This window comes from Candidatus Skiveiella danica (assembly GCF_022705245.1).
In the GTDB taxonomy this organism is placed as follows: domain Bacteria; phylum Pseudomonadota; class Gammaproteobacteria; order Burkholderiales; family Burkholderiaceae_C; genus Skiveiella; species Skiveiella danica.
Genome location: NZ_JAKJEW010000009.1, coordinates 54,520 through 80,812, shown reverse-complemented (window position 1 = coordinate 80,812; position 26,293 = coordinate 54,520). Strand labels below are relative to the sequence as shown.

The following is a 26,293-nucleotide window of genomic DNA, read 5'->3' as shown; positions in this document are numbered from 1 at the left end:
CGACATTCCGTATCGTGGATGACTGCATTTTCAGGATGCCAGTAATCGCGTTCAGAGAGCGTGGATTCTATCCAAAAAAGTAACGGGCATAGAAAATGAGTTAGTAACCACAAACTTTCCCGTCACGGTTCGCGCCAGGGAAATCTGAGTTCGTGCGCGAAGAAACTAGGGAACGCGCTCTCAAGAAATCCCGGTTCCCGTGCCCGGTATGTGGTTTTCCGGGCGACAAGAACAGTGTTTCAAGCCTTCAACGGACCGGGCGAATCAGCGCGTACTGCGCCCATTCCCCGCGCCTGAAAAGGATGCTGACCGGCTTGCCCTTTTCGAGGCGAGCCACGACCGCATCAAAATCCTTCACCGAAAGGACTTCCTGATTGGCGACCTGGGTGATCACATCGCCTTCGCGAAGACCCGCGCGCGCAGCACCTTCGGTGGCCGCATCCACCTTGACCCCGCCCCTGATCTTCAGCTCCTTCTTCTGCGCCTCAGCGAGTTCGCTCACGCTCAGGCCCAGCAACTGGACCGACGCACTTGGCTTGGCCTTGTCCTCGCGGTCCGTCGGCTTGCGGGCAACGGCTTTTTCGGGCTCGGGCTCGCCGATGACGACGCTCAACTCCTTGTTCGCGCCGCGGCGAAACACGGTGAAGGTGGTCCGGGTGCCCGGCTTGATGCTGCCCACAAAACGCGGCAGGTCAGACGCTTTCTCGATGGTCTTGCCGTCAAACCGGGTGATGATGTCGCCCGCCTCCACGCCGGCCTTCTCGGCCGGTGAACCGCTCTCCACCCCGCGCACCAGTGCGCCAAGAGGTTTGCCCAGTCCCAGCGACTCGGCCACCTCCTTGGTCACCTGATCGATCTGCACCCCGATCCGCCCCCGAGTCACGCGGCCGCTGGCGCGCAGCTGGTCACTGACCCGAACGGCTTCGTCCATGGGAATCGCAAACGAGATGCCCATGTAGCCGCCCGAGCGCGAATAGATCTGGCTGTTGACACCCACCACCTCACCGCGCATGTTGATCAGTGGCCCGCCCGAATTGCCCGGATTGATCGCCACATCGGTCTGGATGAAAGGCAGGTAGTCACCGGTATCGCGCTGCTTCGCACTGACGATGCCCGCGGTGACCGAGTTCTCGAGGCCGAACGGCGACCCGATGGCCATCACCCACTCGCCCACCTTCAGGCGGCTGACGTCGCCCACTTTCACTGCGGGCAAGCCGCTGGCTTCGATCTTGACCACGGCCACATCGGTTCGCTTGTCGGCACCGATCAGCCTGGCCTTGAATTCGCGCTTGTCGGTCAGGGTCACGATGACTTCATCGGCCCCGTCCACAACATGCGCATTCGTCATGATGAACCCGTCACCGGTCAGAATGAAACCCGAACCGACGCCACGCGGCTGCTCATCCTCCTGCGGCCGATTCGGGCGCGGCCCCTGGCGCGGCATGTTGGGCATGGGCACGCCGAAAAAGCGCCGGAAAAACTCCTGCATGTCTTCGTCGCCCGGGCTGCCCGCATTTCCGTTGCCGCGGCTTTTCTCCAGGGTTCGGATATTGACCACCGACGGCCCGACCTGCTCCACCAGATCGGTGAAGTCAGGCAGCCCTCGCACGGCACCTGGCCCCTGCGCCAGAGCCGGCGCCCCGGGAACCAGCGCCGCCATCGCCCCAACAAAAAAGGCCCCGGCCAATACATGCAGGCGCAAACGCCTCAGTTCCAATTGCAACATCGTCTACCTTTCAACTATCAAATGACGGCATGCCGTCGCTACCGAGCTGTGTCGCGGGCAATCAGTGTCCGCAGATGGGGGCTCATTTGCGCCGCTCAAGGCCTTGAGCAAATGCCTGCAGGGTCTGCGCCGGCACTTCGCCCACCACCGTCAGCCACCAATCGCCCTCGCTTCGGTCCGCCAGATGCTTCGTCAATGACTGGGTGGCGCCCAGGGCGCTTATCCCTTCGCGGCGATGGCGTTGCGGATCAAACCCTTCGACGAACAATGAGACCGAAGCCAGTCCGTCGGAGAACACCCATTGCAGCATCCCGGGCCCCGCCTGCCCCGGCGAGATCTGGCGCTTCAGACACGTCGTCGGCAGAAATCCCGGCACCGCGTTGCGGATGGACCACCCTTCGGCGCCTGCGGTGGTCGTGACCACCTCGGCCTTCTCGACCCGGTACCCGCTGGTGCCGGCCATCATCCGTGCCAGCTGATCCATCTTGACCGGTGCATTAAGCTGAAGTTCAGAGAAGGCCGACTGCTCCAGAACCCGCCCCGCGCCGTCGATCGTCTGCAACTTGACGACCAGCCCCGTCTTTTTCTCGCTCCAGACCCGATAGCCGTAGCGCAAGGCGTCCCTGGGCACCAGTTGCACCACATCGGCATCGTGCCCGGCAACCCGCTCGCTACCGGCCGCTTGCAAGGTGTAAAACTCGGCAATGACCTTGTCGCCCACGATCTGCCGGTTCGGAAACAAGCCTGGCGCTTCGCGTTTTTCGGCCACCACGGTTTTCTCGTCCGCGCGAAAAGTAAGGACTTCGTCATTGCGCCGAAACGTCGATCTCGGCGCGCCCGTCAATGCCTCGATACGCTCCATCTGCTGAGAGCCATCGCACACATGCCAGATGCGCGCGCTGGATAGGGCACCCGCCGAAGAGGACACCACGTAAGTACCGGCATACGCGCGCCGGCGCGGCGCTTCCTGCATGCGCTTCAGCCAGGCGCCCATGTCCTTGTCGACAGGCAAAGCTGGCGCATGCGCGGCCACTCGGGCCGGCTCTGAGCCCGCGGTTTGGGCCAGCACCGCGCTTGCGCCGGCGGCCGTGCACAGGACCAACAATAGATGGATCGAATGTCGAACGTGCATAACCCGCGTCGCGCGCATCACTGCCCTGAACCGCGCGAGAGCGGCATGTCAAATGTGGCGTTGCGCAGAAAACCCGAAGAATTCTGAAGCGCCGACGGGCCGCCAAACTGCCGATGGGCGGCCATGAGGGCGTCCAGATGCGGATCGCGCAGCATGACCGCCACACCGGAGCCGCTCGCGGACGCGACGGTCGCAGGGGACGAAACCGTGCCTTGCGCCAGCTGAGTCTCGCGCGCATGGCCCCCCAGGCCACTCCAGCCCAGCGCCGCGGCCGCCACCACAGTCGCCAATCCAGCCAGCATTTTCCAGCGATAAGCCCCGTCATTCGCCGCATGACGGAAATCATTGCTTTCCTGGCTCTTCCCCAGCGCGGACGGGCCGTTTTCAGCTATTCTTTCGGGAGCATCCAACGCGGGCACGGACATCCGTGGCGCGACGGTCTCGGCCTCGATTCGGGTCCTCAGGCGTGCAAGGAATGCCCGGTCATGCATGCAGGCCCCCGCCTCACCCGATCGCAAGACATCCCCGATCAGGTGATACATCTGCCAACTGTCCCGGGCCTCTTCGTCACCACCGACTTTCCCGACGACCGCGGCAAAGCGCTCGCCCTCCAGTTGCCCGTCGGCCAGCGCGGATATCTGCTCCCGAAGCATGAGTCGTTCCTCAGTCATCATTTCGTCAATCGCCTGTCCTCTGAACCATCGTCCTTCACCACCGTTTGCCACTCTGGTGTTCCAGCATGGGCCGAACCCGGGCCGAAATCGCCTCGCGCGCCCGGAAAATCCGCGAACGGACCGTGCCAATCGGGCAAGCCATGACTTCGGCGATCTCCTCATAGCTCAACCCGTCGATCTCGCGCAAGGTCACCGCCTGCCGTAGATCGTCCGGTAAAGCCTCCATGGCTGCATTCACCGCCTGAGCGATCTCGCGGGCCGCCAATTCCGTTTCTGGTGTCTCTTCGGTTGTTTGTTCGTTTTCGCGACGGTAAGTTTCATCTTCGTCGTCGCCGGAGGACGAAGCCCCGCCGGAGGCCGTCGGATGGCGCTTCAGGTCCATCAAGGCCTTCTTTGCCGTGTTCACCGCAATGCGGTACAGCCACGTGTAGAACTGGGCATCTCCCCTGAACTGATGCAAGGCGCGCCAGGCGCGAATGAAGGTTTCCTGGGCGATGTCCTCGACCAGGTCCACGTCGCGCACCATGCGGGCGATCAGTCGTTCGATGCGCCGCTGGTACTTGATGACCAGCAGCTCAAAAGCGCGTTGATCACCTGCGACCGCACGTTCCACCAGCATCAGGTCGCTGTTCGCGGGGGCCGGTTCCGTGTCGGGAAGCCCGGCTTCACTCATGGATGAGTTCAGAGGGTTGAGGATCCGGCACCACCGGGCGCGCGTACAAAGCGCGACGCAGGTCGGCCCAGTGCAGGCGGTCCGTGGCCGCCTCAAGCCAGAGCCAGTCACCGGCGTGATCTGCGCCCTGCAGTTGCACCAGCATCCAGCGTTGGCAATCCAGCCGCACGATAGGCGCTCCATCCAACTCCTGCGCGTTCGGGCTGCGCCAAACGCGACCGTCCCAGCTCAACGCACCCATGGGCATGCGGATCCAGAATTGCGCGCCCCCGGCGGCGCCAAGTAGAAGCACCGCTGCAGCAAGGCCCCAACGCCAACCGGGTTGCGGCCAAGCCCAGGCCAGCGCCAGAAAGCCAGCCAGCCAGACGAGAAGCAGCAGCCGCGCCAAAAAGTGCGAACGCCCCACCGGAAAACGAACCGATGGGGCGCCTGGCATGGGTTGATGCACCGGGAACGGAGGCGCAGCCAGGGTGTTGATCTGGCGGCCGCCGTCAGACGCGCTTGAACACCAGCGAACCGTTGGTCCCGCCGAAGCCGAAGTTGTTCTTCAGCGCGTAGTCCATCTTCACGTCCCTTGCCACATTGGCGCAGTAATCCAGGTCGCAGTCCGGATCCTGGTTGAAGATGTTGGTCGTCGGCGGGCTCACCTGATGGTACAAGGCCAGCACCGTGACCATGCTTTCGAAGCCGCCCGCCCCACCCAGCAGATGACCGGTCATGGACTTGGTCGAATTGACCACGAGCTTCCTGGCGTGATCACCCAGCGCCGCCTTGATGGCATTGGTTTCGTTCACATCGCCCAGGGGCGTGGAAGTGCCGTGCGCGTTCAGGTAATCGATCTGTTCCGGGTTGACGCCTGCATTCGCCATGGCATTGATCATGGCGCGACGGGGGCCGTCCATGTTCGGCGCCGTGATGTGGCCCGCATCGGCACTCATCCCGAAGCCAGCCAGTTCGGCATAGATCCGCGCGCCACGCGCCATGGCATGCTCGTAGGATTCAAGCACCATCACACCCGCGCCTTCGCCCAGCACGAAACCGTCCCGATCCTTGTCCCAGGGACGGGATGCCGTGTGGGGATCATCGTTGCGGGTGGACAGTGCACGCATCGCAGCAAATCCGCCGACACCCAGCGGCGACACCGTGGCTTCGGAGCCGCCGGCGATCACGACGTCGGCATCACCGTATTCAATCATCCGACCGGCCTGTCCGATGCAATGCAAGCCCGTGGTGCACGCCGTGACGATGGCCAGATTCGGGCCCTTGAAGCCAAAGCGCATGGACACATGACCGGAGATCATGTTGATGATGGACGCCGGAACGAAAAACGGCGTGATCCTGCGCGGACCACGGTTCATCAGTTCGGCGTGGGTCTCCTCGATCAGGGGCAGGCCGCCGATCCCGGCGCCGATGACGCAACCGATGCGCGTCGCCTGCTCCTCACCCAGCGCATCGCCCGTGGTCAACCCGGCGTCCGCCACGGCCTGCGCCGCAGCGGCGATACCGTAATGGACGAACGCGTCCATCGTCCGCGCTTCCTTCGCCGACATGTAGTCTTCCACGTTGAAGCCCTTGACTTCGCCCGCGATCCGGCAGGAAAAGTTCGTGGCGTCGAACCGGGTGATCATGTCGATGCCGGACTTCCCGGCAAGCAGGTTGGCCCAAGCGTCTGCAACCGTGTTGCCCACGGGGCTGACGCATCCCAATCCCGTGACTACAACGCGGCGACGGGTCATCTCCAATCAGGCCTTCTTGGAGACGGCGTAATCGATCGCCGACTGAACGGTCGTGATCTTCTCTGCGTCCTCATCGGGAATCTCGATGCCGAATTCATCTTCCAGCGCCATCACCAGTTCCACGGTGTCGAGCGAGTCTGCGCCCAGATCGGCCACAAAGGCTTTTTCATTGGTGACTTGTGACTCTTCCACGCCGAGTTGCTCGGCAATGATTTTCTTGACACGTGCTTCGATATCGCTCATATGTCCCTCTGAGGGTTGTGAAAAAAACGGATTTTACCTGTCCTTCGGGCCAGGGCGGCACATGCACTTCGCAGGACTTACGGAAATGACGAGTGCCGCCTGCGGTGCGCAGGCGTCAGGCCATGAACATGCCGCCATTGACGTGCAACTCCTGGCCGGTCACATAGGCAGCCTGCGGACTGGCCAGATAGGCCACGGCGTGTGCAATGTCAGCTGGTTTGCCGAGGTGCCCCAGCGGAATCTGGCCCAACAAGGCCTTCTGCTGCTCTTCGGGCAAGGCAGCGGTCATGTCGGTTTCGATGAATCCCGGGGCCACGCAGTTGACCGTGATGTTGCGACTGCCGAGTTCACGGGCCAGTGCGCGCGTCATCCCGGCCACGCCTGCCTTGGCCGCTGCATAGTTGGCCTGCCCTGGGTTGCCGGATGCCCCCACCACGCTGGTGATGCTGATGATGCGACCGTAGCGCTGCTTCATCATGGGGCGAATCACGGCCCGGCTCATGCGGAAAACGGCTTTCAGATTGGTATCGAGAACCGCATCCCAATCTTCGTCCTTCAGGCGCATCGCGAGCATGTCGCGGGTGATGCCCGCGTTGTTCACCAGCACCTGAAGGCTCCCATGCTCTTTCACAATGGCATCAATCAGCGCTTCGGCGGCGGCAGCGTCGTTGACGTTCAGGGTGGCGCCGCGGCAGCCCGGGAAGGCCGAGAGGGCCGCAGTGATCCGCGCGGCGCCTTCGTCGGAGGTCGCCGTGCCGACGACCTTCAGTCCACGGGTGGCGAGTTCCAGGGCAATGGCGGCGCCAATGCCACGGGTGGCGCCGGTGACCAGGGCGACCTGCCCCTCAAACTTGGTTTCACTCATGACAGCAGACCTTTCACTTCATTCAGTGTGGCGGGATCGAAGAGCGCGGCGCCGGTCATCTCGGCATCGATCCGCTTGACCATGCCCGCGAGCACCTTGCCGGGTCCACATTCGATCACCGTGGTGACGCCCTGCGACTTGATGGCACGAATACATTCCACCCACCGCACGGGGCCGAAGGCCTGCCGGTACAGGGCATCGCGAATGCCATCGGCCGTGTGCTCCACCTTCACGTCGATGTTGTTGATGACGGGAATGACGGGCGTCAGCAGTTCAATGCCGGCGAGTTTCTCGCGCAGTTTCTCCGCCGCCGGCTTCATCAGGCTGGAGTGAAACGGGGCCGAAACCGCCAGCGGCAAGGCCCGCTTGGCGCCGCGCGCCTTCAAGACTTCACAGGCCTTGTCCACCGCCGCCTTGCTGCCAGCAATCACGGTCTGCGCACTGTCGTTGAAATTGGCGGCCTCAACCACTTCGGCACTGCCGGCGCCAAAACTGGCCTGCGCCTCGGCGCAACCCGCGATCACGCCAGCCGCATCCAGGCCCAGGATGGCCGCCATCGCGCCGGCACCGACCGGAACGGCTTCCTGCATCGCCGCAGCCCGAAAGCGGACCAGGGGCGCCGCCTGTGCCAACGTCAACACGCCTGAGGCCACCAGCGCGGCGTACTCACCCAGGGAGTGCCCCGCCACCACGGCCGGTTCAGCCCCCCCCTCGGCACGCCAGACGCGGTAGGCGGCAACACCCGCCACCAGCATGACGGGCTGGGTGTTGGTGGTCAGCGCCAGCGCCTCGCGCGGCCCCTCGTGGATCAGGCGGCCGATGTCCTCGCCCAAGGCGTCAGATGCCTCCCGAAGCGTCTCCAGAACGGCCGGATGATCGCCCCAGGGGTCGAGCATGCCCACCGACTGCGAACCCTGCCCGGGAAAGACAAAAGCAAAAGACTTCATGGCGAAATTCGATAATTTGATTGAAATGCGGTCGCCTCCAGCGTCCTATAGCCGATTGCAGCTACAAATCCAGAAGCACGGCACCCCAGGTGAAGCCGCCGCCAACGCCTTCGAGCATGACCGTATCGCCCGCCTTCACCCGGCCGGCGCGCACCGCGCTGTCCAGCGCCAACGGTATCGAAGCCGCAGAGGTGTTGCCGTGTTCGTCGACGGTGACCACAACCTTGTTCATGGGCAGCTTCAGCTTCTTTGCCGTGCCCTGCATGATGCGGATATTGGCCTGATGCGGCACCAGCCAGTCGATGTCATCCTCGGAACGCCCGGCCTTTTCCAGAACGGCCCGCGCGGCGCTTTCCAGCACCCCCACAGCGAGCTTGAACACCGCCTGCCCGTCCATCTGGAGCAAAGGGTTGCCGAGCACCTGCCCACCGGACACATGACCCGGAACGCACAGAATGCCGGAATGCTTGCCGTCGGCATGGAGATCGCTCGCCAGAATGCCGGGGCTGCTGGAAGCCTGCAGCACCACGGCACCGGCGCCATCACCAAACAGCACACAGGTGGTGCGATCGTTGAAGTCAAGCAGCCGGCTGAACACCTCTGCGCCAATGACCAGGGCCTTGCTGGCTGTACCGGTGCGGATCATGGCGTCGGCCACGACCAGCGCATAGACAAAACCACTGCACACCGCCTGGACGTCGAACGCCGGGCAACCGGCAACCCCGAGTTTGTGCTGCAGGATCGTCGCGGTGGAGGGGAACACCATGTCCGGCGTCGATGTAGCGACAATGATGAGGTCGATCTCGTCAGGTCTCACACCGGCAGCCGACAAGGCGTTGCGCGCCGCCTCCACCCCAAGGTCGCTGGCGTAGACCCCCTGCTCGGCAAAATGCCGCGCCCGGATCCCGGTGCGCTCCCGGATCCAGTGGTCCGAAGACTCGATTCCCTGCTGGGCCAGTCTCGCCACCAGTTCAGCATTCGTCACCCGGCGCGGGGGCAGATAACTCCCTGTGCCGGTGATGCGGGAAAAGCGTTTCATTTATTGCACTGAAGCGACCGCTGCCGCCTCCGGGACCCTCCCGGCGGCAAGTACCGGAGCGGCGTGGGCAATCCGTGCCTGAACACGCTCCAACAGCTGGTTCCGGGCCGCATCATACGCCCGGCTCAGAGCATTGGCGAACGCCAGCTCATCGGCAGACCCATGACTCTTGAACACGAGGCCACGCAGGCCCAGCAAAGCAGCGCCGTTGTATCTGCGATGATCAACACGACTTTTAAACGCAATTAGAACCGGATAGGCAACAATTGCCGCCAATTTGGTAAATATGTTGCGAGAAAATTCGGCCTTGAGGAATCCGCCAATCATCGTCGCGAGACCTTCGGTGGTCTTGAGCAGCACGTTCCCGACGAAACCGTCACACACCACGATGTCGGTCGTACCCTTGAAAATATCGTTGCCCTCGATATTTCCGTAGAAATTCAAATCACCGTTGTTGGCCGCTGATCGAAGCAGTTCGCCCGATCTTTTGATGACTTCGCTGCCTTTTATGGCCTCTTCGCCAATATTCAGCAGGCCGACCGAGGGATTGTTGTCATCGTTGAGCACCGACACCAGGGCCGAGCCCATGACCGCAAACTGCAATAGATGTTCCGCCGTGCAGTCCACGTTGGCCCCCAGATCCAGCACCGTGGTGGCACCCCCCTTTGCATTGGGTATCTGGGTTGCGATGGCTGGGCGATCAATGCCGTCGAGAGTCTTCAACAAGTAACGGGCGACTGCCATTAGCGCACCGGTATTGCCGGCAGAGACCGCCGCCTGCGCGGCACCGTCCTTGACCTGCTGGATGGCCACGCGCATTGAAGAATCCTTCTTGCGGCGCAGTGCCACTTCGATCGGATCCTCCATGCCGACGACTTCGCTGGCCGCCACGACCCGACAACGGGCATGGCTCAGACTGGCCAGCGCGTCGGGCAGGCCCACCAATAGCAAGGCGGCGTCCGGATGCTCATCCAGAAAGCGCCGACAGGCGGGCAGCGTGACCGACGGGCCATGGTCTCCACCCATACAGTCAACAGCCAGTGTGATCATGACCAGAGCAGGCGCCAAAGCGCCCGAAGAGAAAAAACGAGTTGCATAAATGACAAAGGCCCGATGCTACTGTGACGTAGCGCCGGGCCCGCTTGGTCCAGACGGATCAGGCTTCGGATTTGTTCTTCAGCACCTGACGGCCACGGTAAAAACCGTTGGGGCTGACATGGTGACGCAGGTGCGTTTCGCCGGTAGTGGGCTCCACGGCGATGCCGGGCACCGTCAAGGCGTTGTGCGAGCGGTGCATCCCGCGCTTGGAGGGAGACTTTTTGTTCTGTTGGACGGCCATGATGGCTCCTTGATAGCAAGTGACGCCGCGCGGTTGGGGCTGGCGCAGCCTCTGGTTGAAATGGTAATGGGCAATCAAAAGCGAGGGATTTCCCGCGCGAAGCCGCTGATTATAGCCCAACTGAAAAAACTATCCCGACTTGTCCACCCGAAGGCTGGCCAACTTGGCGAAAGGGCTGGGCTTGGCCTCTGGCGCCTCAAAGTCCGGGTCCGCCACAGCCAGCTTGACATCGACCGGACAACGCTCGTGGAGCGGCACCATGGGCAGGGACATCAGCAACTCGTCTTCGACCAGTTCGTGCAGATCGAAGGTGCCACTGAGCACCAGCACATCTTCCTCCGATGCCTCATCCAGCACAGCGGCTGTCGCCTCATCGGGCGCGAAGCGAAACCAGCGGTCGGACACAACCTGCGTATCCACGGGAGCCATGCATCGCTGGCAGACCAGCGGCAGCCGGGTCTGCGCCAGGACGTGGAGCCAGACCTCGTCCGGCCCTCCATCGACCGGGCGCATCTCGCCGTGGGCACTCCACGTGACCGTGAGGGCCTCCAAAGGGCCTTGCGCCTCCTGCTTCAACCGCTTGAAGGCCGAAAGTGGCTCCTGCCCCGTCAACACACCGTCTGTCCTGGCAAAAACCAGAACATCGAGATGACGGGCCGAAAATTCCTTTTTCATAGGCCCAGTGTAAGAGAATCGGCTCATGATTGCCGTTGCCCCACCTGCTGAACGCCCTGGTCGCACATTGGTGCTGGGCTCCACCTCACGCTACCGCCGCGAACTGCTGGAGCGCCTGCACATCCCGTTTGACGTCGAATCACCCGAAGTCGACGAAACCCCCCACAGCGGCGAGTCGCCCCGTGCGCTGGCCCTGCGTCTGGCGTTGGCCAAGGCCCGCGCGGTTGCACAGCGACATCCGCAGGCCGTGGTCATTGGCTCCGACCAGGTCGCAGACCTTCACGGCGACCCCCTGGGCAAACCCGGCACGCATGAACGCGCCGTCGAGCAGTTGCGCCGTATGCGGGGCCAGACCGTTGTTTTTCAGACCGCCATCGCCGTCGTCTGTGCGGCCACTGGCTTTGAACAGGTCGACCTGGCTGCCGTCAGCGTCCAGTTCCGCAGCTTGGACGACGGGCTGGACGACAACGAGATTGAACACTACTTGCGCACCGAACAACCCTATGACTGTGCCGGTGCAGCCAAAAGCGAAGGCCTGGGCATTGCATTGCTGCGGCAGATCGACAACGATGATCCGACCGCGCTGGTCGGCCTGCCCCTGATCCGCACCTGCCGCATGATCCGGGCCGCTGGCGTGAGACTGCTATGACTGCGCCTGGCATCGCACCCGCCGGAAGGTCGCAACCCGGACGGCTCTACCTGGTGCCGGCGCCGCTGGACTTCGGCTGCACGCCCCAGGTGCCTCTAAGCGATGTCATGCCCCAAGCCACCATCGTCACGGCCGCTCGACTGACGCACTGGATCTGCGAGAACGCCAAGTCGGCACGCGCTTACCTGAAACGCATCGACGCCCTGACACCGCTGGCGCTGCCCCTGCAGGCCCAGCAGATCTCGGAGTTGCCCCGAGAGGTGCACAAGAAGGGGGACCATGCCGGCTCTGGCGGCGTCGGGTTTGACGCAAGACCGCTGCTCACCCCCGCCTTGAACGGGCATGACATCGGTTTGATGAGCGAGGCCGGCATGCCCGCGGTGGCCGATCCGGGCAGTTCCGTGGTCCGTGCAGCCCATGACCTTGGACTGGAAGTGATCGCGCTCATCGGACCCGTTTCGCTGTTGCTGGCGCTGGCCGCAAGCGGCCTCAACGGCCAGAGCTTTGCCTTCGTCGGCTACCTGCCGCAGGATGCCACAGAGCGGGCGAAGCGCATGCGGGAACTGGAGTCCATCGCGCTGCGGACGGGGCAGACCCAGTTGTTCATCGAGACGCCATATCGCAATGAAGCCGTGCTGCAGGCCCTGTTGCAGCACCTTCAGCCCAGCACGCGCCTGTCGGTCAGCAGTGGGCTCACGTTGCCGCACGCGCAGACTCGCAGCCGACTGGTCAAGGTATGGCGCCAGCAAGCAGATGGGCCTGACAACAGCACTCCGGCAGTGTTCGCGATCGGGCGTTAGAAGAAAAGGGCGCGCGAACGCGCCCGGCCGCCATCAGCGAAGCGGTGGTGCGCTGCGAAGCGCCTGTACTGCGCCTGCACCGACGGCCGCACCAAAGCGCTTGGCCAGCCGCTCCGCGACGTTTTCGCGGCGCGTGTAGTCAATGATGTCCTCGGCTTTGACGACCTCACGGGCGACCTGATCCAGGGTTCCGAAACCATCGGCCAGACCCATTTCCACGGCCTGTTGCCCCGTCCAGAACAGGCCGCTGAACATTTCCGGCGTCTCTTTCAGGCGCGTGCCGCGTCCCTTCTTGACCACTGCGATGAACTGCTGGTGGATCTGGTTCAACATGGTCTGTGCGTAGGCGCGCTGGGCCTCACTCTGGGGACTGAACGGATCGAGAAAGCCCTTGTTGGAGCCCGCAGTCATCAGACGCCGCTCCACACCGATCTTCTCCATGAGACCGGTGAAGCCAAAACCATCCATCAACACGCCAATGCTGCCGACAATGCTGGCCTTGTCCACGTAAATCCGGTCGGCCGCCGCGGCAATGTAATAGGCGGCCGAGGCGCAGGTATCCTCCACCACCACGTAAACCGGCTTCTTGTGCAGCGCCCTGAGGCGCACGATCTCGTCATTGATGATCCCGGCCTGCACCGGGCTTCCTCCAGGAGAGTTGATCAGCAACACCAGCGCCTGCGAGCCCTTGTCCTCCAGTGCGCCCCGCATCGCCAGAACCACTGTTTCGGCACTGGATTCACGCCCGGCGTCGATTTCGCCCCGGATTTCGACAACCGCCGTATGGGGCGCGCTCGGGTCGCTGCTTGGCGCACTGCGGCTGAAGATGGTCCAGCCGAGAACGACGAAAGCCAGCAACCAGGCCAGCCGGACGAAATTGCGCCAGCGCCGCGCGGAGCGCTGTTCCTCCAGCGAGGCAAACGCCAGCCGCTCCAGCGTCGCACGTTCCCAGCCGGGCGTTCCGAACGGGGCACCAGTCGCTTCCTTTTCAATAGCAGGCTTTGACCTTTCGACGCTGGGTTCTGGTCTTTTTTCTTCCGAAGACGGGATTTCAGGCAGATTCGGGTCGGTCATGATGGGAAATCAAGGGGTTGCGTGTTGCGATCAGTATGCCAGTGGACCACGCCATCCTTCTCCGACAGGGCTATGCGGATCAGGCCGCCGTTGCAGGGTCCGCCGGCGCAGGCCCCGGTGTCGGGCCGATAGAGCGCGCCGTGCGTGGCACAGATCAGCCACTGGCCCGTGGTGTCAAAAAAACGGTTGGGCCGGAAGTCCATTTCCATTGCCACATGGCTGCAGCGGTTGAGGTAAGCCTGCACCTGGCCCTGGAACCGGACGGCAAAAGCCCGGCAGGTTCGCCCGTCGTAGACGACGTCGAACGCGACGGCCTCACCGCCATCCACCAGATCGCCGCTGTTGCACAACTCAATCATGACATTCCCCTGGACGCTCAGCCGTTGGCCAGCAGTCAGTCATGCAGTTCGCGCACCGTGTGTCCCACGAAGCGCGGCTTCAGCGCATGAAACCCGTCCGGCTCGTGCGCACCATAGCTGACGCCCACACTGGCACACCCGGCGTTCAGCGCCATCTGCAGGTCGTGCGTGGTGTCGCCGATCATCAGGGTCCGCTCGGGTGGCACGTCAAACTCGCGCATCAGTTCCTGCAACATCAGCGGATCCGGCTTGCCGGCGGTCTCATCGGCCGTGCGCGAACCGTCAAAGGTGCCGCGCAGTTCAGCGGCCCGCAGCGCCTCGTTGAGGCCGCCTCGGCTCTTGCCCGTCGCCACGGCAAGCAGATGGTTGCGCCGGCGCAGATCGTCCAGCAAAGGCAGCACCCCATCAAAAAGGCTGATGTCGTTCTGATGCAGCCCATAGTGGTGGCGGTAGCGGGCACCCAGTTCCGGATATCTTTCCTTCGGCACATCGGGTGCGGCATGGGCCAGGGCCTGCATCAGTCCCATGCCGATCACAAACGACGCATCGCGGTCGCTGGGCGGCGAACCCCCGACGTCCTGGACGGCGCGCTGGATGCTGCGGGTGATGAGGGCGGTGGAGTCGAACAGGGTGCCATCCCAGTCGAAGGCAATCAGGTCAAACTGTCGGGGGCGGACGGACATGGTGGAGAAAGGATTCGAGCTCGGGTGGCAGGGGCGCCAGCAACTCCAGACGCTCGCCAGTCGATGGGTGATTGAACTGTAACCGCCAGGCGTGCAGGAACATGCGGCGCAACCCCTGCTTCTGCAGGGCCTTGTTGCGTTCGAAATCGCCGTACTTGTCGTCCCCGGCAATGGGGTGACCCTGCGACGCTAGGTGAACCCGGATCTGGTGGGTGCGGCCCGTCTTGATGGTGACCTCCAGCAAGGTGAAACCCGTCAGACGCTGGCGCACCTGGACCAGCGTCACCGACTTCATGCCATCCGGATCGTCCTTGCCCACCACCTTCACCCGACGCTCACCGTCGGCGAGCAGGTACTTGTGCAGAGGGGCGTCGATCACTTTGCGGCTGGCGGGCCAATCACCGACGACCAGCGCCAGATAGGTTTTCCCGGTTTCGCGCTCACGGAACTGGTCCTGCAGATGCTTCAGTGCGCTGCGCTTGCGCGCCACCAGCAGGATGCCGCTGGTTTCCCGGTCCAGCCGGTGCACCAGTTCAAGAAAGCGTGCCTGGGGTCGGGCCTGTCGCAACTGCTCGATGACCCCGAAGCTCACACCCGAGCCCCCGTGGACCGCCACGCCGGCCGGCTTGTCGATCGCGAGCAGGGATTCGTCTTCCATCAGCAGCGGAAACTCGCGGCCCGGCGCCGGCATCTCCACCTTCTGAGCCGCCTTCTCCGACGTCCGCACCGGCGGCACGCGCACCACATCGCCCGCCACCACACGGGTGTCCGCGCCCGCGCGCCCTTTGTTCACGCGCACTTCACCGCTGCGGATGATCCGGTAAACGTGGGTTTTGGGCACCCCCTTCAGGTGCCGGATCAGAAAATTGTCCAGCCGCTGTCCCGCGGACTCCTCATCGACCACGACGCTGCGAACTTGGGGTTGACCCTGAGCGCTTGCGGGGGCGAGGTTGCCCCCTATAATCTTGTTCACTAGCGTCTAGCTGTAAGTGGTTGATTTGAATGGAAGTTGCTTTCCGATTGGGGAGTTTAGTCCAGCCTTCACACCCAGCGGCGCTGGAAGGTCGATGCCACTTGCGCGCATTGCCTGCAGACTGGAGGCCCCCGCCGACAGTGGCACGCACGCTCGCAAGCCGATCCGACGCCATGAAACCCCGATACGGAATACAGGTTCGGGAGCGCCCTGCTCTCGAACGGATTGAAGCGAGATCTTTGTGTTGATATTGTCAATTCTTACCTTCTGGCGATGGCTGACAGCCTCGCCTGCGGGCGTGAATTCGACCCCACCAGGCGTCCGTTGGACGACTGCCGCTGTCTCCCTGACAGCGGATCAACACCCACCTCCTCTCGCCCTCTTCCACGCGCCCACGCCCCGGCTGCTGAGATAAGTCTCGACCCAGCCACAGGCTCCTCCGGCAATTCCTTTCGTTTCAGAGCGTCAGTTCAGGCATCGTTGGCCCCACGAGGGCAGGTACTATGTTTTGAAAAAAAGGTTCCGCTATGAAACGGATGCTGATCAACGCGACGCAGGCTGAGGAGCGCCGGCTCGCGATCGTGGACGGGCAGAAGCTGCTCGACTACGAAATTGAGATCGAGGGGCGCGAACAGCGCAAAGGCAACATCTACAAGGCGGTGGTGACCCGGGTCGAACCCAGCCTGGAAGCCTGCTTCGTCGACTACGGCGAAGACCGCCACGGCTTCCTGCCGTTCAAGGAAATTTCCCGCCAGTATTTCGCGCAGGGCGTGTCGGTGAGCCAGGCCCGCATCCAGGACGTGATCCGCGAAGGTGACGAACTGCTGGTGCAGGTGGAAAAGGAAGAACGCGGCAACAAGGGCGCCGCGCTGACCACCTTCATCTCGCTGGCCGGACGCTATGTGGTGCTGATGCCGAACAACCCGCGCGGCGGCGGTGTGAGCCGGCGCATCGAGGGTGACGACCGGGCCGAGCTCAAGGAGGCCATGGACCAGCTCGAATACCCGAACGGCATGTCCATCATCGCGCGCACCGCCGGCATCGGCCGCTCGGCGCCGGAACTGCAGTGGGACCTGAACTACCTGCTCAAACTGTGGACGGCCATCGACGGCGCCGCCAAGGGCGCCAAGGGCGCCTTCCTGATCTACCAGGAATCGAGCCTGGTGATCCGCGCCATCCGCGACTACTTCAACAGCGACATCGGCGACATCCTCATCGACACCGACGACATCTACGAGCAGGCGCAGCAGTTCATGAGCCACGTCATGCCCGAGCATGCCGCCCGGGTCAAGCGCTACCGCGACGACGCGCCCCTGTTCAGCCGCTTCCAGATCGAGCACCAGATCGAGTCAGCCTACGCCCGCACGGTGCAGTTGCCCTCCGGGGGCGCCATCGTGATCGACCATACCGAAGCGCTGGTTTCCGTGGACGTCAACTCCGCCCGCGCCATCAAAGGCGGCGACATCGAGGAAACCGCCACCCGCACCAACCTGGAAGCCGCCGACGAAGTGGCCCGCCAGATGCGCCTGCGCGACCTCGGCGGCCTCATCGTCATCGATTTCATCGACATGGAAGAGTCCAAGAACCGCCGCGAGGTGGAAAGCCGCCTGCGCGACGCGCTGCGCCAGGACCGGGCGCGCGTCCAGTTCGGCTCCATCAGCAAGTTCGGCCTGATGGAGATGAGCCGCCAGCGGCTGAAGCCGGCCCTGAGCGAAGGCTCCTCCATCCCCTGCCCGCGCTGCGGCGGCTCGGGCCATATCCGCGACACCGAAAGCTCGGCCCTGCAGATCCTGCGCATCATCCAGGAAGAGTCCATGAAGGACAACACCGCCTCGGTGATGTGCCAGGTGCCGGTGGACGTGGCCTCGTTCCTGTTGAACGAGAAGCGCCCGGAAATTGCCAAGATCGAGCTGAAGCAGCGCATCAACGTGCTGATGGTGCCCAACAAGACGCTGGAAACCCCCAACTACCGTCTCGAGCGACTGAAGCACGACGATCCGCGGCTGGACAACATCGAGGCCAGCTACAAGATGGCCGACGAGGTCGAAGACCCCACCGCCGTGACCCGTCGCTCCCAGGAACCCACCAACAAGCAGACGCCGGTCATCAAGGGTGTTCTGCCGGATGCGCCCGCGCCGGTCGCGCAGCCGCGTCCGGAAGCCGTGAAAGCAGCCCCGGCGGCCCCCGCGCCGACAGCGCCCCCTGCACCGGCACCCGCCGCCAAGGGCTTCATGGGCTGGATCAAGAGTCTGTTCGGCGCAGCGCCGCAGCCGCAACCGGTCCCGGCTGTTGCGCCGGCATCGGCTGCACCGGCCGCGCGCAAAGAAGAGAAACGCGAAGGACGCGGCGGCCGCGACAGCGAACGCCGTGACGGCCGTCGTGGTGAGGGACGTGGCGACGGCCGACGCAGTGACGAGCGCCGTGGCGGCCGTGACGGCCGGCGCGACAGCCGCAGCGAAGGCCGTGGCGAGCCGCGCCCGGAAACCCGCGAGGGCGAGCAGCGCCCGCCGCGCAGCGAGCGTGGCGAGCGCAACGGTGCCCGCGATCGCCGTGAAGGGTCGTCCGCAATGGCGGCCAACGGAGTACCTGCCGATGCAGGCGTGGCCGTGACCCTGGACAACGGCGAACCCCGTCAGGAACGCGCCGGACGGGGTGAACGCGGTGAAGGCCGTCGTGAACGCGGCGAACGAGGTGAAGGCCGCCGGGAGCGCGGCGAACGCCCTGAAGGCCGCAGTGGCGGCGGTGCGCGAGCCGAAGACGGTTCCGACCGCCAGACTGCCGCGGCGAATGCCGACACGCCCGACCTGGTCGCTGCAGCCGCTCTGGATGCCGGCGCCACCGATGGAGCAGGCCAGAACGCACGCCCCGAGGGTGAGGAACGGCGCGAACGCCGCTCGCGCGACCGTTACGGCCGCGACCGCCGGGAACGCAACGGCGAGCGAGCCGGCGATCGTGAACGGGCCCCTAGAGAAGAAGCGACCGAGCAGGATTCCGCCATGGACACCGGCGAGGCACGCGAACCCGTCGCGCGCTCCTATTTCGACCGCCCGACCTCGTCGGCCACGGCCGAGGCATCGGCCATGCTAGAAACCAGCGCCAACGTCGCGCCGCACCACGCACCGGTTGCGGCGCCTGCCGAAACGCCCAGGCCGACGCCTCCAGTGCCCGCCATCGCCGCAGCCAGCGTGCCGTCCATGCCCGCCGTGACCCTCTTCACCCTGCCAATGGATGAGTTGAGCCAGATCGCCGAGCGGTCGGGCCTGCAATGGGTGAACTCCGATGCGGACAAGGTTGCCGCTGTGCAGGCGGCAATCGCCGCCGAACCGGCGCCGATCCATGTGCCGCGGGAACGCCCGCCCTTGGTCATTTCCGACGAAGGTCCGCTGGTCCTGGTTGAAACCCGCAAGGATCTGCGCAACCTGAACCTGCCCTTCTAGAAAGGCGTGGCGGCCGATTCGACCGCCCCACGAAAGTGCATCTAGCCGGATGGGCAGCCATCCGGCTTTTTTATTTCAGGACGAGCGCTGCAGCCTTCCACGCCTGTGCGGCTCCGTCGGCGTCGCCGCGCTGTTCGGCCAGCTCAGCCAGCGCACGCCAGGCACGCGCTCGCAGTTCCGGATCCTGCAAGCCTGCTGCCGCCTGGGCCAACAACTGCTGAGCTTTGCCCCACAGCTGGCGATTCATGCAGGCCTTGCCTGCCAGGTATTGCAAGCCCGTGTCGCGGGGATGGCGCTGCTGCGCGAGTTCGATGCGCGCCAGCCAGCCCCGCTCGGCGCTGGTGTCAGCCGCCAGCCCATCTTCAAGCGTCCGCACCAGACGGACCCGTTGGACATCGTTCAACGCGCCGGGCTGCTCCATCGCGGCCTCCCAGACCGGAAGCAGCCAGGCGCAGGCCAATGCTCCGTCACCATTGACCTCCAGCAAACGCCGGGCGGCCTGGATGGCGATATCGGGCATCAAACGCTCGGACGCGTCCAGGCCGTTCCAGACGCGCTGCAACTGGGCCAGATCGTGCGCGCCCTGGATCAGGTCGCCCATCAACCCCCGGACCAGGCTCTGCGCGGCCTCAGGAGAAAATGCCCGATGCTTGGCCAAGAGGCGTGCGGTCTCCAGCGCAATCGACGTCTGCCGGGCCAGGCGCGCGGCCTTCAGGCGGATGCGCAGGGCCACGGTGCGGCGCTGCGCACCGCCCGGCAGCGCTTCGAGCCAGCCCAGCGAAGCCTGCACATCACGCTCGTCGAGTGCCCAGCGCGCAGCACGCAACTGGGCGCCTTCCCGGATTTCCTGCAGGGCCGCGCCGGATCGGCCCTGGGTCAGCTCCAGCGCCCGCTGCAGGTGCCCATCACGGCTGGCCCGGTCCTGCAGCGCCTGCGCGCTTTCGGCGGCCACGAGATGGGCGATCGTGCGCAACTGCGCCGCATGGGACAAGCGCTCGCCGGCCGTGTCCAGCGCCTTCTCGCGCGCCAATGCAGCCATCGCCGCTTTTCGCGCCCGGATGAAGCGCCCCGACAGAAGATGCCCCAGCGCGTCCAGCAACGCGGTGTGGGCGGCACGCTCCTTCTGCTGCGCGCGCCATCGGCGCGCCTGGACTGGCATTTCGAACAGCGCCGACAAGGCGCGCAGCGCCAGATGCAGCACAACAAAAGCCGCCACCAGGGCCATCAGCACCAGATTGAGCGACAGGTCGATCCGATGGGGCGGCCAGAACAGCGTCAGCGTGCTCTGGTTATTGCCGGCAAACAGGGCTGTCGCCACCGCCACGGCAAACAGGGCCAGGAGCCAGAGGGCCGCGCGCATTCAGAGCCCGCCCGCAACGCTGGAATGGAGGAATCCTGCCGCCAGCATGCTCATCTCCCCGCCGCCGCCGTGGCGAGCGCAGCAAGCGTGTCGTCAAGCCGGGGCAGATCAGTGGCGCGCATCTGGCCCTGCACCTGCAACAGCAGGCTGGCGGCGGTCTGGGTCTTGCGCGAGGCGGGATCAAAGTACTTGCTCAAGGCAGTCGACGCCGCTACGAGATCGGCCCGGGCCGACTCCAGTTGGCGTGCCAGCAAGGCGAGCTTCGCGTTCAGCAGTTTGAGCTTGAGGTTCTCGCGCAGCAAGAAGGACTGCTCGGGCGAGAGCAGGGCCGCCTCGGGCTGCTCGATGCGACTGACGCGCACGAGACCCCGAATCTCCTGACCAATCACGGCCAGGCCGCGCTGCCACCAGGCCTGTGGCTCGGCGCGGACGTCGACTGCCGCGCGCCCACCTGCAGGCAAGGCACCGACCGCATTGGCCACCGGCAGATCGTCCACCAGGCGCACCAGTTCATCGAGCTTGACCAGCAGGGCCGGCAGGTCAGCCAGTGTGGCGGACTTGATGCGGTCGATATCACGGCCGATGGCGCGTTGCAGTGGCGTCAGGCGGGGCTGGCCGGCGCGGCGGATGCGTTGGTCGGCACTGCGCAGCGCCGCCAGCAGCGGATCCACACTGCCCGTCAGTTGGGCCTGCTGCTGGGCCAGGCGCAATGCGGACTCGATGTCGACCACCAGGTTTTCGTCCCGCGAGCGCGACAGGCTTTGCATCAGTTCTTCAAGCTGGGTGCGCTGCAGGGACACTTCACTGAGTCTGGCTTCAGTCAGCGCCTGGCGGGCCGCCGTTTCGCGGGTCTGCTCCATGGCCTGGCGCGCCATGGCCCGCGCCTCGACCGAAGCCGCACCGGCGTCAGCGCTCTGGCGTGCCAGTTGCTCCTGCATCCCGGAGACCTTCTGCCAGATGAAGCCGCTGGCTGCCAGTGCCACTGTCGCGACGGCGCCAATCGCCCATACCATGCCGCGCGCGAGGCCTGTTGGGCCAGCCACGGGCGGCGCCAGCGCCGAACCCGCTTCACCGCCGACGGGCTCGACAGCAGGTTCTGGGATGGACGCCGGATTCATCCGGACGATTTTATCGACGACATCACGGCCTCCAGGGTCGGGCGTGACTCGCAAACAACACCAAAGCCGGCCCGCCGCGCGCTGGCTGCGATGCGTGGATGCGTCGCCACTGCCCGCGCTGCGCTCCAGTCCCGTTCCCGCAAGCGATCCAACAGGTTGGCGATGGCCTCGGAACTGCTGAACAGCCAGACCGTGCCATCGTTGACGGCTGCACCCGCCCGTGCAAGCTGCGCGTCGCTCCAGACCGGAACACCGCGCTGGTAGGCCAGCACCCGGTCAACCTGCACACCCGCACGCTGCAGTTGCTCGCCCAGCCAGTCCCGCCCGGCTTCCATTCCCTGCGCGTCGGCGCCTCGCACGATCAGCACGCGCTGGCCGGGCCGGACCTGGGCGCCGACGCGCAACCACAGCGCTTCCGAATCGAACTGGGGCGCATCCGCGCCCGGCATCTCGATCTGCTGAGGCGCAAGCCCGGCCAGAAGCAAGGCACGGCCGGTTCCAGGGCCCGTCGCCCATGCTACCGTATTGATAGCATTTTGGGACCATTGAACGCTGGGAAGATGTGGTTTTTGCTCAAAGAACTGCTCGACCGCGTGCGCGCTGACGAACATGACCGCCGCGTAGCTCCCAAGAAGCGCCCAGGCCTGCCGCACCGGCTGTGAATCCACGGGCGGGATGATTTCGATCAGCGGCAAGGCCTCGGCCTCGATGCCACCGGCGCACAGTTGATCGGCCCAGCGTCGCGCTTCGGGTTCGGGCCGCGTGACCAGGGCCCGCGGCGGCACCGGCGAGCCCGCTGAGCTTGCGCGTCCAGACGTCATGGCAGATCAGGACCGCGGACGGGCATGCGGGTGGATGCGTCGTCTGGCACCCGCTCAACGCGCGCCACTGGCACGCAGTCGCCCCGCGACCTGGTCGCCCAGGGCAGCGGCGCCGATCAGGTCCAGCGTCGGCGTGGAGCCCTCGGCCGTCACCAGCGTGGTGCTGCCTTCGGGGTCACCCCACGCCGCCTTCAGGTGGATGCCCTTTTCATCCAGCACGGCGTAGGCTGCCAGCGGCATCGAGCAGCTACCGCCCATCGCCCGACTGACGGCCCGCTCAGCCGCCACGGCGCGCCAGGTCTCGAAATGCGCCAGGGGCGCAAGCGCCGCCGCGAGGTCGGCCCGGTCGGAGCGGATTTCGATGCCCAGTGCCCCCTGCCCGGCCGCGGGCAACATTTCTTCGGGCGCAAAGATATGGCGGATGCGCGCCTCCAGACCCAGCCGCTTCAGGCCCGCCGCCGCCAGCACGATCCCTGCATACTGCCCCTCGTCCAGCTTTCGCAGCCGGGTGTCCAGGTTGCCTCGCAGCGGTTCGATCCGCAGGTCGGGCCGCAAGGCCCGCAACAGAACGGTGCGCCGCAGGCTGGATGTGCCCACCACCGCGCCCGGTGGCAGTTCGCCCAGCGTGGCATGGTGCGGCGAGACCCAGGCGTCGCGCGGGTCCTCGCGCTGCATCACGCAACCCAGCGCAAAGCCGTCCGGCAGTTCCATCGGCACATCCTTGAGCGAGTGCACGGCGATGTCGGCGCGCCCCTCTTCCAGCGCCACCTCAAGCTCCTTGACAAAAAGACCCTTGCCACCGACCTTGCTGAGCGAGCGGTCCAGGATCTGGTCGCCCAGCGTGGTCATGCCCAGCAGGGTGACGCGGTGGCCACGCGCCTGCAGCAGCGCCTTCACGTGTTCGGCCTGCCACAAGGCCAGGCGGCTTTCCCGAGTGGCGATGGTGATGGGAATGGGAGAGGTACTCAAGGTCGTGGCCCAGTGGTGGTCGCGGGTGAACGGCGATGCTAGCATGGCTCTTGCTTGCATCCAGCCGCGACCGCCCCGTTCCACCGAAGGTATCCACCCATGAAACCAGCCGCCACCGCCAGCAGCCCCGTGCACCCGGATTCCGCTGGCACGCCCCCGCGCCGGCCCGGCGCCCGTCCCCGCGAGAACGAGCGCCCGCTGGTGGACGACATCCGCCTGCTCGGGCGCATCCTGGGGGACGTGATCCGGGAACAGGAGGGCGCCGCCGCCTTTGAATTGATCGAGCAGATCCGCAAGCTGTCAGTGGCCTTTCGCCGCGACGCCGACCATGAGGCTGACCGCGCCCTCAAGAAGCTGCTCAAGGGCTTGTCAGGCGATCAGGCGGTGAGCGTGATCCGCGCCTTCACCTACTTCAGCCACCTGGCCAACCTGGCCGAGGACCGGCATCACATCCGACGCCGGGCCATCCACGAGCGTGCCGGCAACACGCAAGAAGGCAGCATCGAAGTTGCGCTGCAGCGCCTGCGCTGGGCCGGCATCACGCCGCGGACCGTGGCCGCCACGCTGGCGCACAGCTTTGTCTCGCCCGTGCTCACAGCGCACCCCACAGAGGTGCAGCGCAAGAGCATCCTGGACGCCGAACGCAACATCGCCAACCTGCTGACCGAGCGCGACGAAATCCGCGCCCGCGCCGCCGCGGCGGCCATCAGCGCGGCCAAGGACGCACTCACCCCGCGCGAGCTCGCCGCCAACGAGGCGCAGCTGCGTGCCCGCGTCATGCAGCTGTGGCAGACGCGCCTGCTGCGCTTCACCAAGCTCACCGTCGCCGACGAGATCGAGAACGCCCTGAGCTACTACGAATCCACCTTCCTGCGCGAAATTCCCAAGCTTTACGCCGAACTGGAACACGAACTGTCGGGCCACCGGGTGGCCAGTTTCCTGCGCATGGGTCAGTGGATCGGTGGCGACCGCGACGGCAACCCCAACGTCACCGCCGACACGCTGGCCTATGCGCTGCGCCGCCAGGCCGATGTGGCGCTGCGGCATTACCTGACCGAGGTGCATTACCTGGGCGGCGAGTTGTCGCTGTCGGTGATGCTGATCGACGTCTCGGCCGACATGCAGGCGCTGGCCGAGCGGTCACCCGACACCAATGCCCACCGCCAGGACGAGCCCTACCGGCGCGCGCTGACCGGCATCTACGCGCGCCTAGCCGCCACATTGAAGGCACTGACCGGCGGGGACGCGGCGCGCCACGCCGTCGCACCCCAGAATCCCTACCCCAGCCCGGAAGCCTTCCTGGCCGATCTGCAGGTGATTGAAGCCTCGCTGCAGACCCACCACGGCGCAGCCCTGGCCACCCAGCGCCTGCACCCGCTGATCCGCGCGGTGGAAGTGTTCGGTTTTCACCTGGCGACAGTCGATCTGCGCCAGAGTTCCGACAAGCACGAAGCGGTCGTGGCTGAACTGCTCGCCACGGCCCGCATCGAGCCCGCCTATGCCCGTCTGGACGAAGACGCCAAGCGCAATGTGCTGATGCGTCTGCTTGACGATGCGCGACCGTTACGTGTGATGGGCGCGACCTACGGCGACCTGACCCGCGACGAACTCGCGATCTTCGAGACGGCCAAGGTCATGCTGGAGCGCTACGGCCGACAGGCCATCCGCCACTACATCATCAGCCACACCGAGTCGGTGAGCGACCTGCTCGAGGTGCTGCTGCTGCAGAAGGAAGTGGGCCTGATGAAGGGCACGCTGGGCGAAGAACGCGGCGCCGACCAGGGTGCCATCTGCGACCTCATCGTCGTGCCGCTGTTTGAAACCATCGAAGACCTGCGCAACGCGGCGCACATCATGCGCGCCTTTTACGCACTGCCCGGCGTCGCGCGGCTGGTGCAGCGTTCGGGTGCCGAGCAGGACATCATGCTGGGCTACTCGGACAGCAACAAGGACGGCGGCATCTTCACCAGCAACTGGGAGTTGTACCGCGCCGAGATCGCACTCGTGGAACTGTTCGACGAACTGGCCGCGCGCCACCGCATCCAGCTGCGCATGTTCCACGGCCGGGGCGGCACCGTCGGGCGTGGCGGGGGCCCCAGCTACCAGGCCATTCTGGCCCAACCGCCGGGCACGGTGCGCGGGCAGATCCGCCTCACCGAGCAGGGCGAGGTGATCGGCTCCAAGTACGCCAATCCGGAAATCGGCCGGCGCAACCTGGAGACCCTCGTCGCCGCCACACTGGAAGCCACCCTGCTGCAACCCACCAAGCCCGCGCCGCCTGCCTTCCTGGACGCGGCCATGACGCTGTCTGCGGCCAGCATGGCGGCCTACCGGGCGCTCGTCTACGAAACGCCGGGCTTCACCGACTATTTCTTCGGCGCCACGCCGATCCGCGAGATCGCCGAGCTGAACATCGGCTCGCGCCCGGCATCGCGCAAAGCATCGCAGCGCATCGAGGACCTGCGCGCGATCCCCTGGGGCTTCAGCTGGGGCCAGTGTCGGCTGACGCTGCCGGGCTGGTATGGCTTCGGCTCGGCGGTGGAAGCCTTTCTGAAGCAGCCCACACCGGCAGCGCGAAAGGAAGCGCTGGCCCTGCTGCAGAAGATGTACCGACAGTGGCCGTTTTTCCGTGCCCTGCTGTCCAACATGGACATGGTGCTGGCCAAGAGCGACCTGGCGCTGGCTTCGCGCTACAGCGAACTGGTCACCGATACGCGCCTGCGCAAGCGGGTATTTGCCGCTATCGAGGCCGAGTGGCACCGCACCGCAGAGGCCCTGGGCCAGATCACCGGTGAAAAGCACCGCCTGGCCAGCAACGCGGCGCTGGCGCGCTCCATGCGCCACCGCTTCCCCTACATCGACCCGCTGCACCATCTGCAGGTGGAGCTGGTGCGGCGCTACCGGGAAGGCAAGGCCGACGAGCGCGTGCGTCGCGGCATCCACATTTCCATCAACGGCATCGCCGCCGGCTTGCGCAACACAGGCTGAGGGGTCGCGCCGC

At 65.1% G+C, this 26,293-nt stretch carries 25 protein-coding genes; 4 read left to right on the top strand and 21 right to left on the bottom strand.

The features are described 5' to 3' along the window. Positions 1-247: 247 nt before the first annotated feature. The 13 genes from ACMUOY_RS07250 to ACMUOY_RS07190 form a co-directional block, all read right to left on the bottom strand. Positions 248-1,726 carry a DegQ family serine endoprotease gene (locus tag ACMUOY_RS07250; protein ID WP_413892029.1) on the bottom strand — a complete coding sequence of 493 codons (1,479 nt, stop codon included), beginning with the start codon at positions 1,724-1,726 and terminating at the stop codon, positions 248-250. A gap of 82 nt (positions 1,727-1,808) precedes the next feature. Next, on the bottom strand, positions 1,809-2,876 hold the full coding sequence (locus ACMUOY_RS07245; RefSeq protein ID WP_413892028.1) for a MucB/RseB C-terminal domain-containing protein: 1,068 nt from the start codon (positions 2,874-2,876) through the stop codon (positions 1,809-1,811). After that, on the bottom strand, positions 2,876-3,511 hold the full coding sequence (locus tag ACMUOY_RS07240; RefSeq protein ID WP_413892027.1) for a sigma-E factor negative regulatory protein: 636 nt from the start codon (positions 3,509-3,511) through the stop codon (positions 2,876-2,878). Before ACMUOY_RS07240 ends, ACMUOY_RS07245 begins: the two co-directional genes overlap by 1 nt. A 55-nt stretch (positions 3,512-3,566) precedes the next feature. Beyond that, a complete protein-coding gene (gene rpoE, locus ACMUOY_RS07235; protein ID WP_413892026.1) occupies positions 3,567-4,205 on the bottom strand; it encodes an RNA polymerase sigma factor RpoE in 639 nt (212 codons plus the stop codon). Further along, entirely contained in the window at positions 4,198-4,641 is a 444-nt protein-coding gene (locus ACMUOY_RS07230) for a hypothetical protein (protein WP_413892025.1), read from the bottom strand. Before ACMUOY_RS07230 ends, rpoE begins: the two co-directional genes overlap by 8 nt. Positions 4,642-4,696: 55 nt before the next feature. Continuing rightward, positions 4,697-5,941: a beta-ketoacyl-ACP synthase II gene (gene fabF / locus ACMUOY_RS07225; protein WP_413892024.1), complete on the bottom strand. Its 1,245-nt coding sequence runs from the start codon at positions 5,939-5,941 to the stop codon at positions 4,697-4,699. A gap of 6 nt (positions 5,942-5,947) precedes the next feature. After that, entirely contained in the window at positions 5,948-6,184 is a 237-nt protein-coding gene (gene acpP / locus ACMUOY_RS07220) for an acyl carrier protein (protein WP_413892023.1), read from the bottom strand. A gap of 115 nt (positions 6,185-6,299) precedes the next feature. Next, entirely contained in the window at positions 6,300-7,049 is a 750-nt protein-coding gene (gene fabG / locus ACMUOY_RS07215) for a 3-oxoacyl-ACP reductase FabG (RefSeq protein WP_413892022.1), read from the bottom strand. Continuing rightward, a complete protein-coding gene (fabD, locus tag ACMUOY_RS07210) occupies positions 7,046-7,996 on the bottom strand; it encodes an ACP S-malonyltransferase (RefSeq protein WP_413892021.1) in 951 nt (316 codons plus the stop codon). Before fabD ends, fabG begins: the two co-directional genes overlap by 4 nt. A gap of 61 nt (positions 7,997-8,057) precedes the next feature. Then, the gene (locus ACMUOY_RS07205; protein ID WP_413892020.1) at positions 8,058-9,035 is read right to left on the bottom strand and encodes a beta-ketoacyl-ACP synthase III; all 978 of its coding nucleotides are present in this window, start codon (positions 9,033-9,035) and stop codon (positions 8,058-8,060) included. Next, on the bottom strand, positions 9,036-10,085 hold the full coding sequence (gene plsX, locus ACMUOY_RS07200; protein WP_413892019.1) for a phosphate acyltransferase: 1,050 nt from the start codon (positions 10,083-10,085) through the stop codon (positions 9,036-9,038). It lies immediately after the preceding gene. Between the two features lie 106 nt (positions 10,086-10,191). Beyond that, a complete protein-coding gene (rpmF, locus tag ACMUOY_RS07195; RefSeq protein ID WP_413892018.1) occupies positions 10,192-10,374 on the bottom strand; it encodes a large ribosomal subunit protein bL32 in 183 nt (60 codons plus the stop codon). Between the two features lie 129 nt (positions 10,375-10,503). Further along, on the bottom strand, positions 10,504-11,049 hold the full coding sequence (locus ACMUOY_RS07190) for a YceD family protein (protein ID WP_413892017.1): 546 nt from the start codon (positions 11,047-11,049) through the stop codon (positions 10,504-10,506). A gap of 25 nt (positions 11,050-11,074) precedes the next feature. On the opposite strand from ACMUOY_RS07190, the gene ACMUOY_RS07185 reads away from it, so the two are divergent. Both ACMUOY_RS07185 and ACMUOY_RS07180 read left to right on the top strand, forming a co-directional pair. Next, entirely contained in the window at positions 11,075-11,698 is a 624-nt protein-coding gene (locus ACMUOY_RS07185) for a Maf family nucleotide pyrophosphatase (protein WP_413892016.1), read from the top strand. Then, positions 11,695-12,498, top strand: coding sequence for an SAM-dependent methyltransferase (locus tag ACMUOY_RS07180; protein WP_413892015.1), 804 nt, complete (start codon positions 11,695-11,697; stop codon positions 12,496-12,498). Before ACMUOY_RS07185 ends, ACMUOY_RS07180 begins: the two co-directional genes overlap by 4 nt. Positions 12,499-12,531: 33 nt before the next feature. Here ACMUOY_RS07180 and ACMUOY_RS07175 read toward each other — a convergent pair whose 3' ends face one another. The 4 genes from ACMUOY_RS07175 to ACMUOY_RS07160 are packed head-to-tail and all read right to left on the bottom strand — an operon-like array spanning position 12,532 to position 15,587. Beyond that, a complete protein-coding gene (locus ACMUOY_RS07175; RefSeq protein WP_413892014.1) occupies positions 12,532-13,572 on the bottom strand; it encodes a S49 family peptidase in 1,041 nt (346 codons plus the stop codon). Beyond that, a complete protein-coding gene (locus ACMUOY_RS07170; protein ID WP_413892013.1) occupies positions 13,569-13,931 on the bottom strand; it encodes a Rieske (2Fe-2S) protein in 363 nt (120 codons plus the stop codon). The genes ACMUOY_RS07175 and ACMUOY_RS07170 overlap by 4 nt, the downstream gene beginning before the upstream one ends. Before the next feature lie 35 nt (positions 13,932-13,966). After that, positions 13,967-14,614, bottom strand: coding sequence for an HAD family hydrolase (locus ACMUOY_RS07165; RefSeq protein WP_413892012.1), 648 nt, complete (start codon positions 14,612-14,614; stop codon positions 13,967-13,969). Continuing rightward, the gene (locus ACMUOY_RS07160; protein WP_413892011.1) at positions 14,589-15,587 is read right to left on the bottom strand and encodes an RluA family pseudouridine synthase; all 999 of its coding nucleotides are present in this window, start codon (positions 15,585-15,587) and stop codon (positions 14,589-14,591) included. Before ACMUOY_RS07160 ends, ACMUOY_RS07165 begins: the two co-directional genes overlap by 26 nt. A 527-nt stretch (positions 15,588-16,114) precedes the next feature. Here ACMUOY_RS07160 and ACMUOY_RS07155 point away from each other — a divergent pair. Then, entirely contained in the window at positions 16,115-19,024 is a 2,910-nt protein-coding gene (locus ACMUOY_RS07155; RefSeq protein ID WP_413892010.1) for an Rne/Rng family ribonuclease, read from the top strand. A gap of 70 nt (positions 19,025-19,094) precedes the next feature. Here ACMUOY_RS07155 and ACMUOY_RS07150 read toward each other — a convergent pair whose 3' ends face one another. The 4 genes from ACMUOY_RS07150 to hemC are packed head-to-tail and all read right to left on the bottom strand — an operon-like array spanning position 19,095 to position 23,337. Further along, positions 19,095-20,384 (bottom strand): heme biosynthesis HemY N-terminal domain-containing protein, encoded by a 1,290-nt coding sequence (locus ACMUOY_RS07150; protein WP_413892009.1) that lies wholly within the window; start codon positions 20,382-20,384, stop codon positions 19,095-19,097. Between the two features lie 50 nt (positions 20,385-20,434). Further along, a complete protein-coding gene (locus ACMUOY_RS07145) occupies positions 20,435-21,502 on the bottom strand; it encodes a uroporphyrinogen-III C-methyltransferase (protein WP_413892008.1) in 1,068 nt (355 codons plus the stop codon). Beyond that, a complete protein-coding gene (locus ACMUOY_RS07140) occupies positions 21,499-22,323 on the bottom strand; it encodes a uroporphyrinogen-III synthase (protein ID WP_413892007.1) in 825 nt (274 codons plus the stop codon). Before ACMUOY_RS07140 ends, ACMUOY_RS07145 begins: the two co-directional genes overlap by 4 nt. A 54-nt stretch (positions 22,324-22,377) precedes the next feature. Continuing rightward, positions 22,378-23,337: a hydroxymethylbilane synthase gene (gene hemC / locus ACMUOY_RS07135; protein WP_413892006.1), complete on the bottom strand. Its 960-nt coding sequence runs from the start codon at positions 23,335-23,337 to the stop codon at positions 22,378-22,380. A 54-nt stretch (positions 23,338-23,391) separates the two neighbouring features. Here hemC and ppc point away from each other — a divergent pair, with 54 nt between their 5' ends. Further along, on the top strand, positions 23,392-26,280 hold the full coding sequence (ppc, locus tag ACMUOY_RS07130) for a phosphoenolpyruvate carboxylase (protein WP_413892005.1): 2,889 nt from the start codon (positions 23,392-23,394) through the stop codon (positions 26,278-26,280). The last annotated feature ends 13 nt before the right edge of the window (positions 26,281-26,293 follow it).

Excerpts from the sequence above, each read along its gene's own strand:
- ACMUOY_RS07250 (WP_413892029.1), bottom strand. The coding sequence starts at position 1,726 with ATGTTGCAATTGGAACTGAGGCGTTTGCGCCTGCATGTATTGGCCGGG.
- ACMUOY_RS07245 (WP_413892028.1), bottom strand. The coding sequence starts at position 2,876 with ATGCGCGCGACGCGGGTTATGCACGTTCGACATTCGATCCATCTATTG.
- ACMUOY_RS07240 (WP_413892027.1), bottom strand. The coding sequence starts at position 3,511 with ATGCTTCGGGAGCAGATATCCGCGCTGGCCGACGGGCAACTGGAGGGC.
- rpoE (WP_413892026.1), bottom strand. The coding sequence starts at position 4,205 with ATGAGTGAAGCCGGGCTTCCCGACACGGAACCGGCCCCCGCGAACAGC.
- ACMUOY_RS07230 (WP_413892025.1), bottom strand. The coding sequence starts at position 4,641 with ATGCCAGGCGCCCCATCGGTTCGTTTTCCGGTGGGGCGTTCGCACTTT.
- fabF (WP_413892024.1), bottom strand. The coding sequence starts at position 5,941 with ATGACCCGTCGCCGCGTTGTAGTCACGGGATTGGGATGCGTCAGCCCC.
- acpP (WP_413892023.1), bottom strand. The coding sequence starts at position 6,184 with ATGAGCGATATCGAAGCACGTGTCAAGAAAATCATTGCCGAGCAACTC.
- fabG (WP_413892022.1), bottom strand. The coding sequence starts at position 7,049 with ATGAGTGAAACCAAGTTTGAGGGGCAGGTCGCCCTGGTCACCGGCGCC.
- fabD (WP_413892021.1), bottom strand. The coding sequence starts at position 7,996 with ATGAAGTCTTTTGCTTTTGTCTTTCCCGGGCAGGGTTCGCAGTCGGTG.
- ACMUOY_RS07205 (WP_413892020.1), bottom strand. The coding sequence starts at position 9,035 with ATGAAACGCTTTTCCCGCATCACCGGCACAGGGAGTTATCTGCCCCCG.
- plsX (WP_413892019.1), bottom strand. The coding sequence starts at position 10,085 with ATGATCACACTGGCTGTTGACTGTATGGGTGGAGACCATGGCCCGTCG.
- rpmF (WP_413892018.1), bottom strand. The coding sequence starts at position 10,374 with ATGGCCGTCCAACAGAACAAAAAGTCTCCCTCCAAGCGCGGGATGCAC.
- ACMUOY_RS07190 (WP_413892017.1), bottom strand. The coding sequence starts at position 11,049 with ATGAAAAAGGAATTTTCGGCCCGTCATCTCGATGTTCTGGTTTTTGCC.
- ACMUOY_RS07185 (WP_413892016.1), top strand. The coding sequence starts at position 11,075 with ATGATTGCCGTTGCCCCACCTGCTGAACGCCCTGGTCGCACATTGGTG.
- ACMUOY_RS07180 (WP_413892015.1), top strand. The coding sequence starts at position 11,695 with ATGACTGCGCCTGGCATCGCACCCGCCGGAAGGTCGCAACCCGGACGG.
- ACMUOY_RS07175 (WP_413892014.1), bottom strand. The coding sequence starts at position 13,572 with ATGACCGACCCGAATCTGCCTGAAATCCCGTCTTCGGAAGAAAAAAGA.
- ACMUOY_RS07170 (WP_413892013.1), bottom strand. The coding sequence starts at position 13,931 with ATGATTGAGTTGTGCAACAGCGGCGATCTGGTGGATGGCGGTGAGGCC.
- ACMUOY_RS07165 (WP_413892012.1), bottom strand. The coding sequence starts at position 14,614 with ATGTCCGTCCGCCCCCGACAGTTTGACCTGATTGCCTTCGACTGGGAT.
- ACMUOY_RS07155 (WP_413892010.1), top strand. The coding sequence starts at position 16,115 with ATGAAACGGATGCTGATCAACGCGACGCAGGCTGAGGAGCGCCGGCTC.
- ACMUOY_RS07150 (WP_413892009.1), bottom strand. The coding sequence starts at position 20,384 with ATGCGCGCGGCCCTCTGGCTCCTGGCCCTGTTTGCCGTGGCGGTGGCG.
- ACMUOY_RS07145 (WP_413892008.1), bottom strand. The coding sequence starts at position 21,502 with ATGAATCCGGCGTCCATCCCAGAACCTGCTGTCGAGCCCGTCGGCGGT.
- ACMUOY_RS07140 (WP_413892007.1), bottom strand. The coding sequence starts at position 22,323 with ATGACGTCTGGACGCGCAAGCTCAGCGGGCTCGCCGGTGCCGCCGCGG.
- hemC (WP_413892006.1), bottom strand. The coding sequence starts at position 23,337 with ATGCTAGCATCGCCGTTCACCCGCGACCACCACTGGGCCACGACCTTG.
- ppc (WP_413892005.1), top strand. The coding sequence starts at position 23,392 with ATGAAACCAGCCGCCACCGCCAGCAGCCCCGTGCACCCGGATTCCGCT.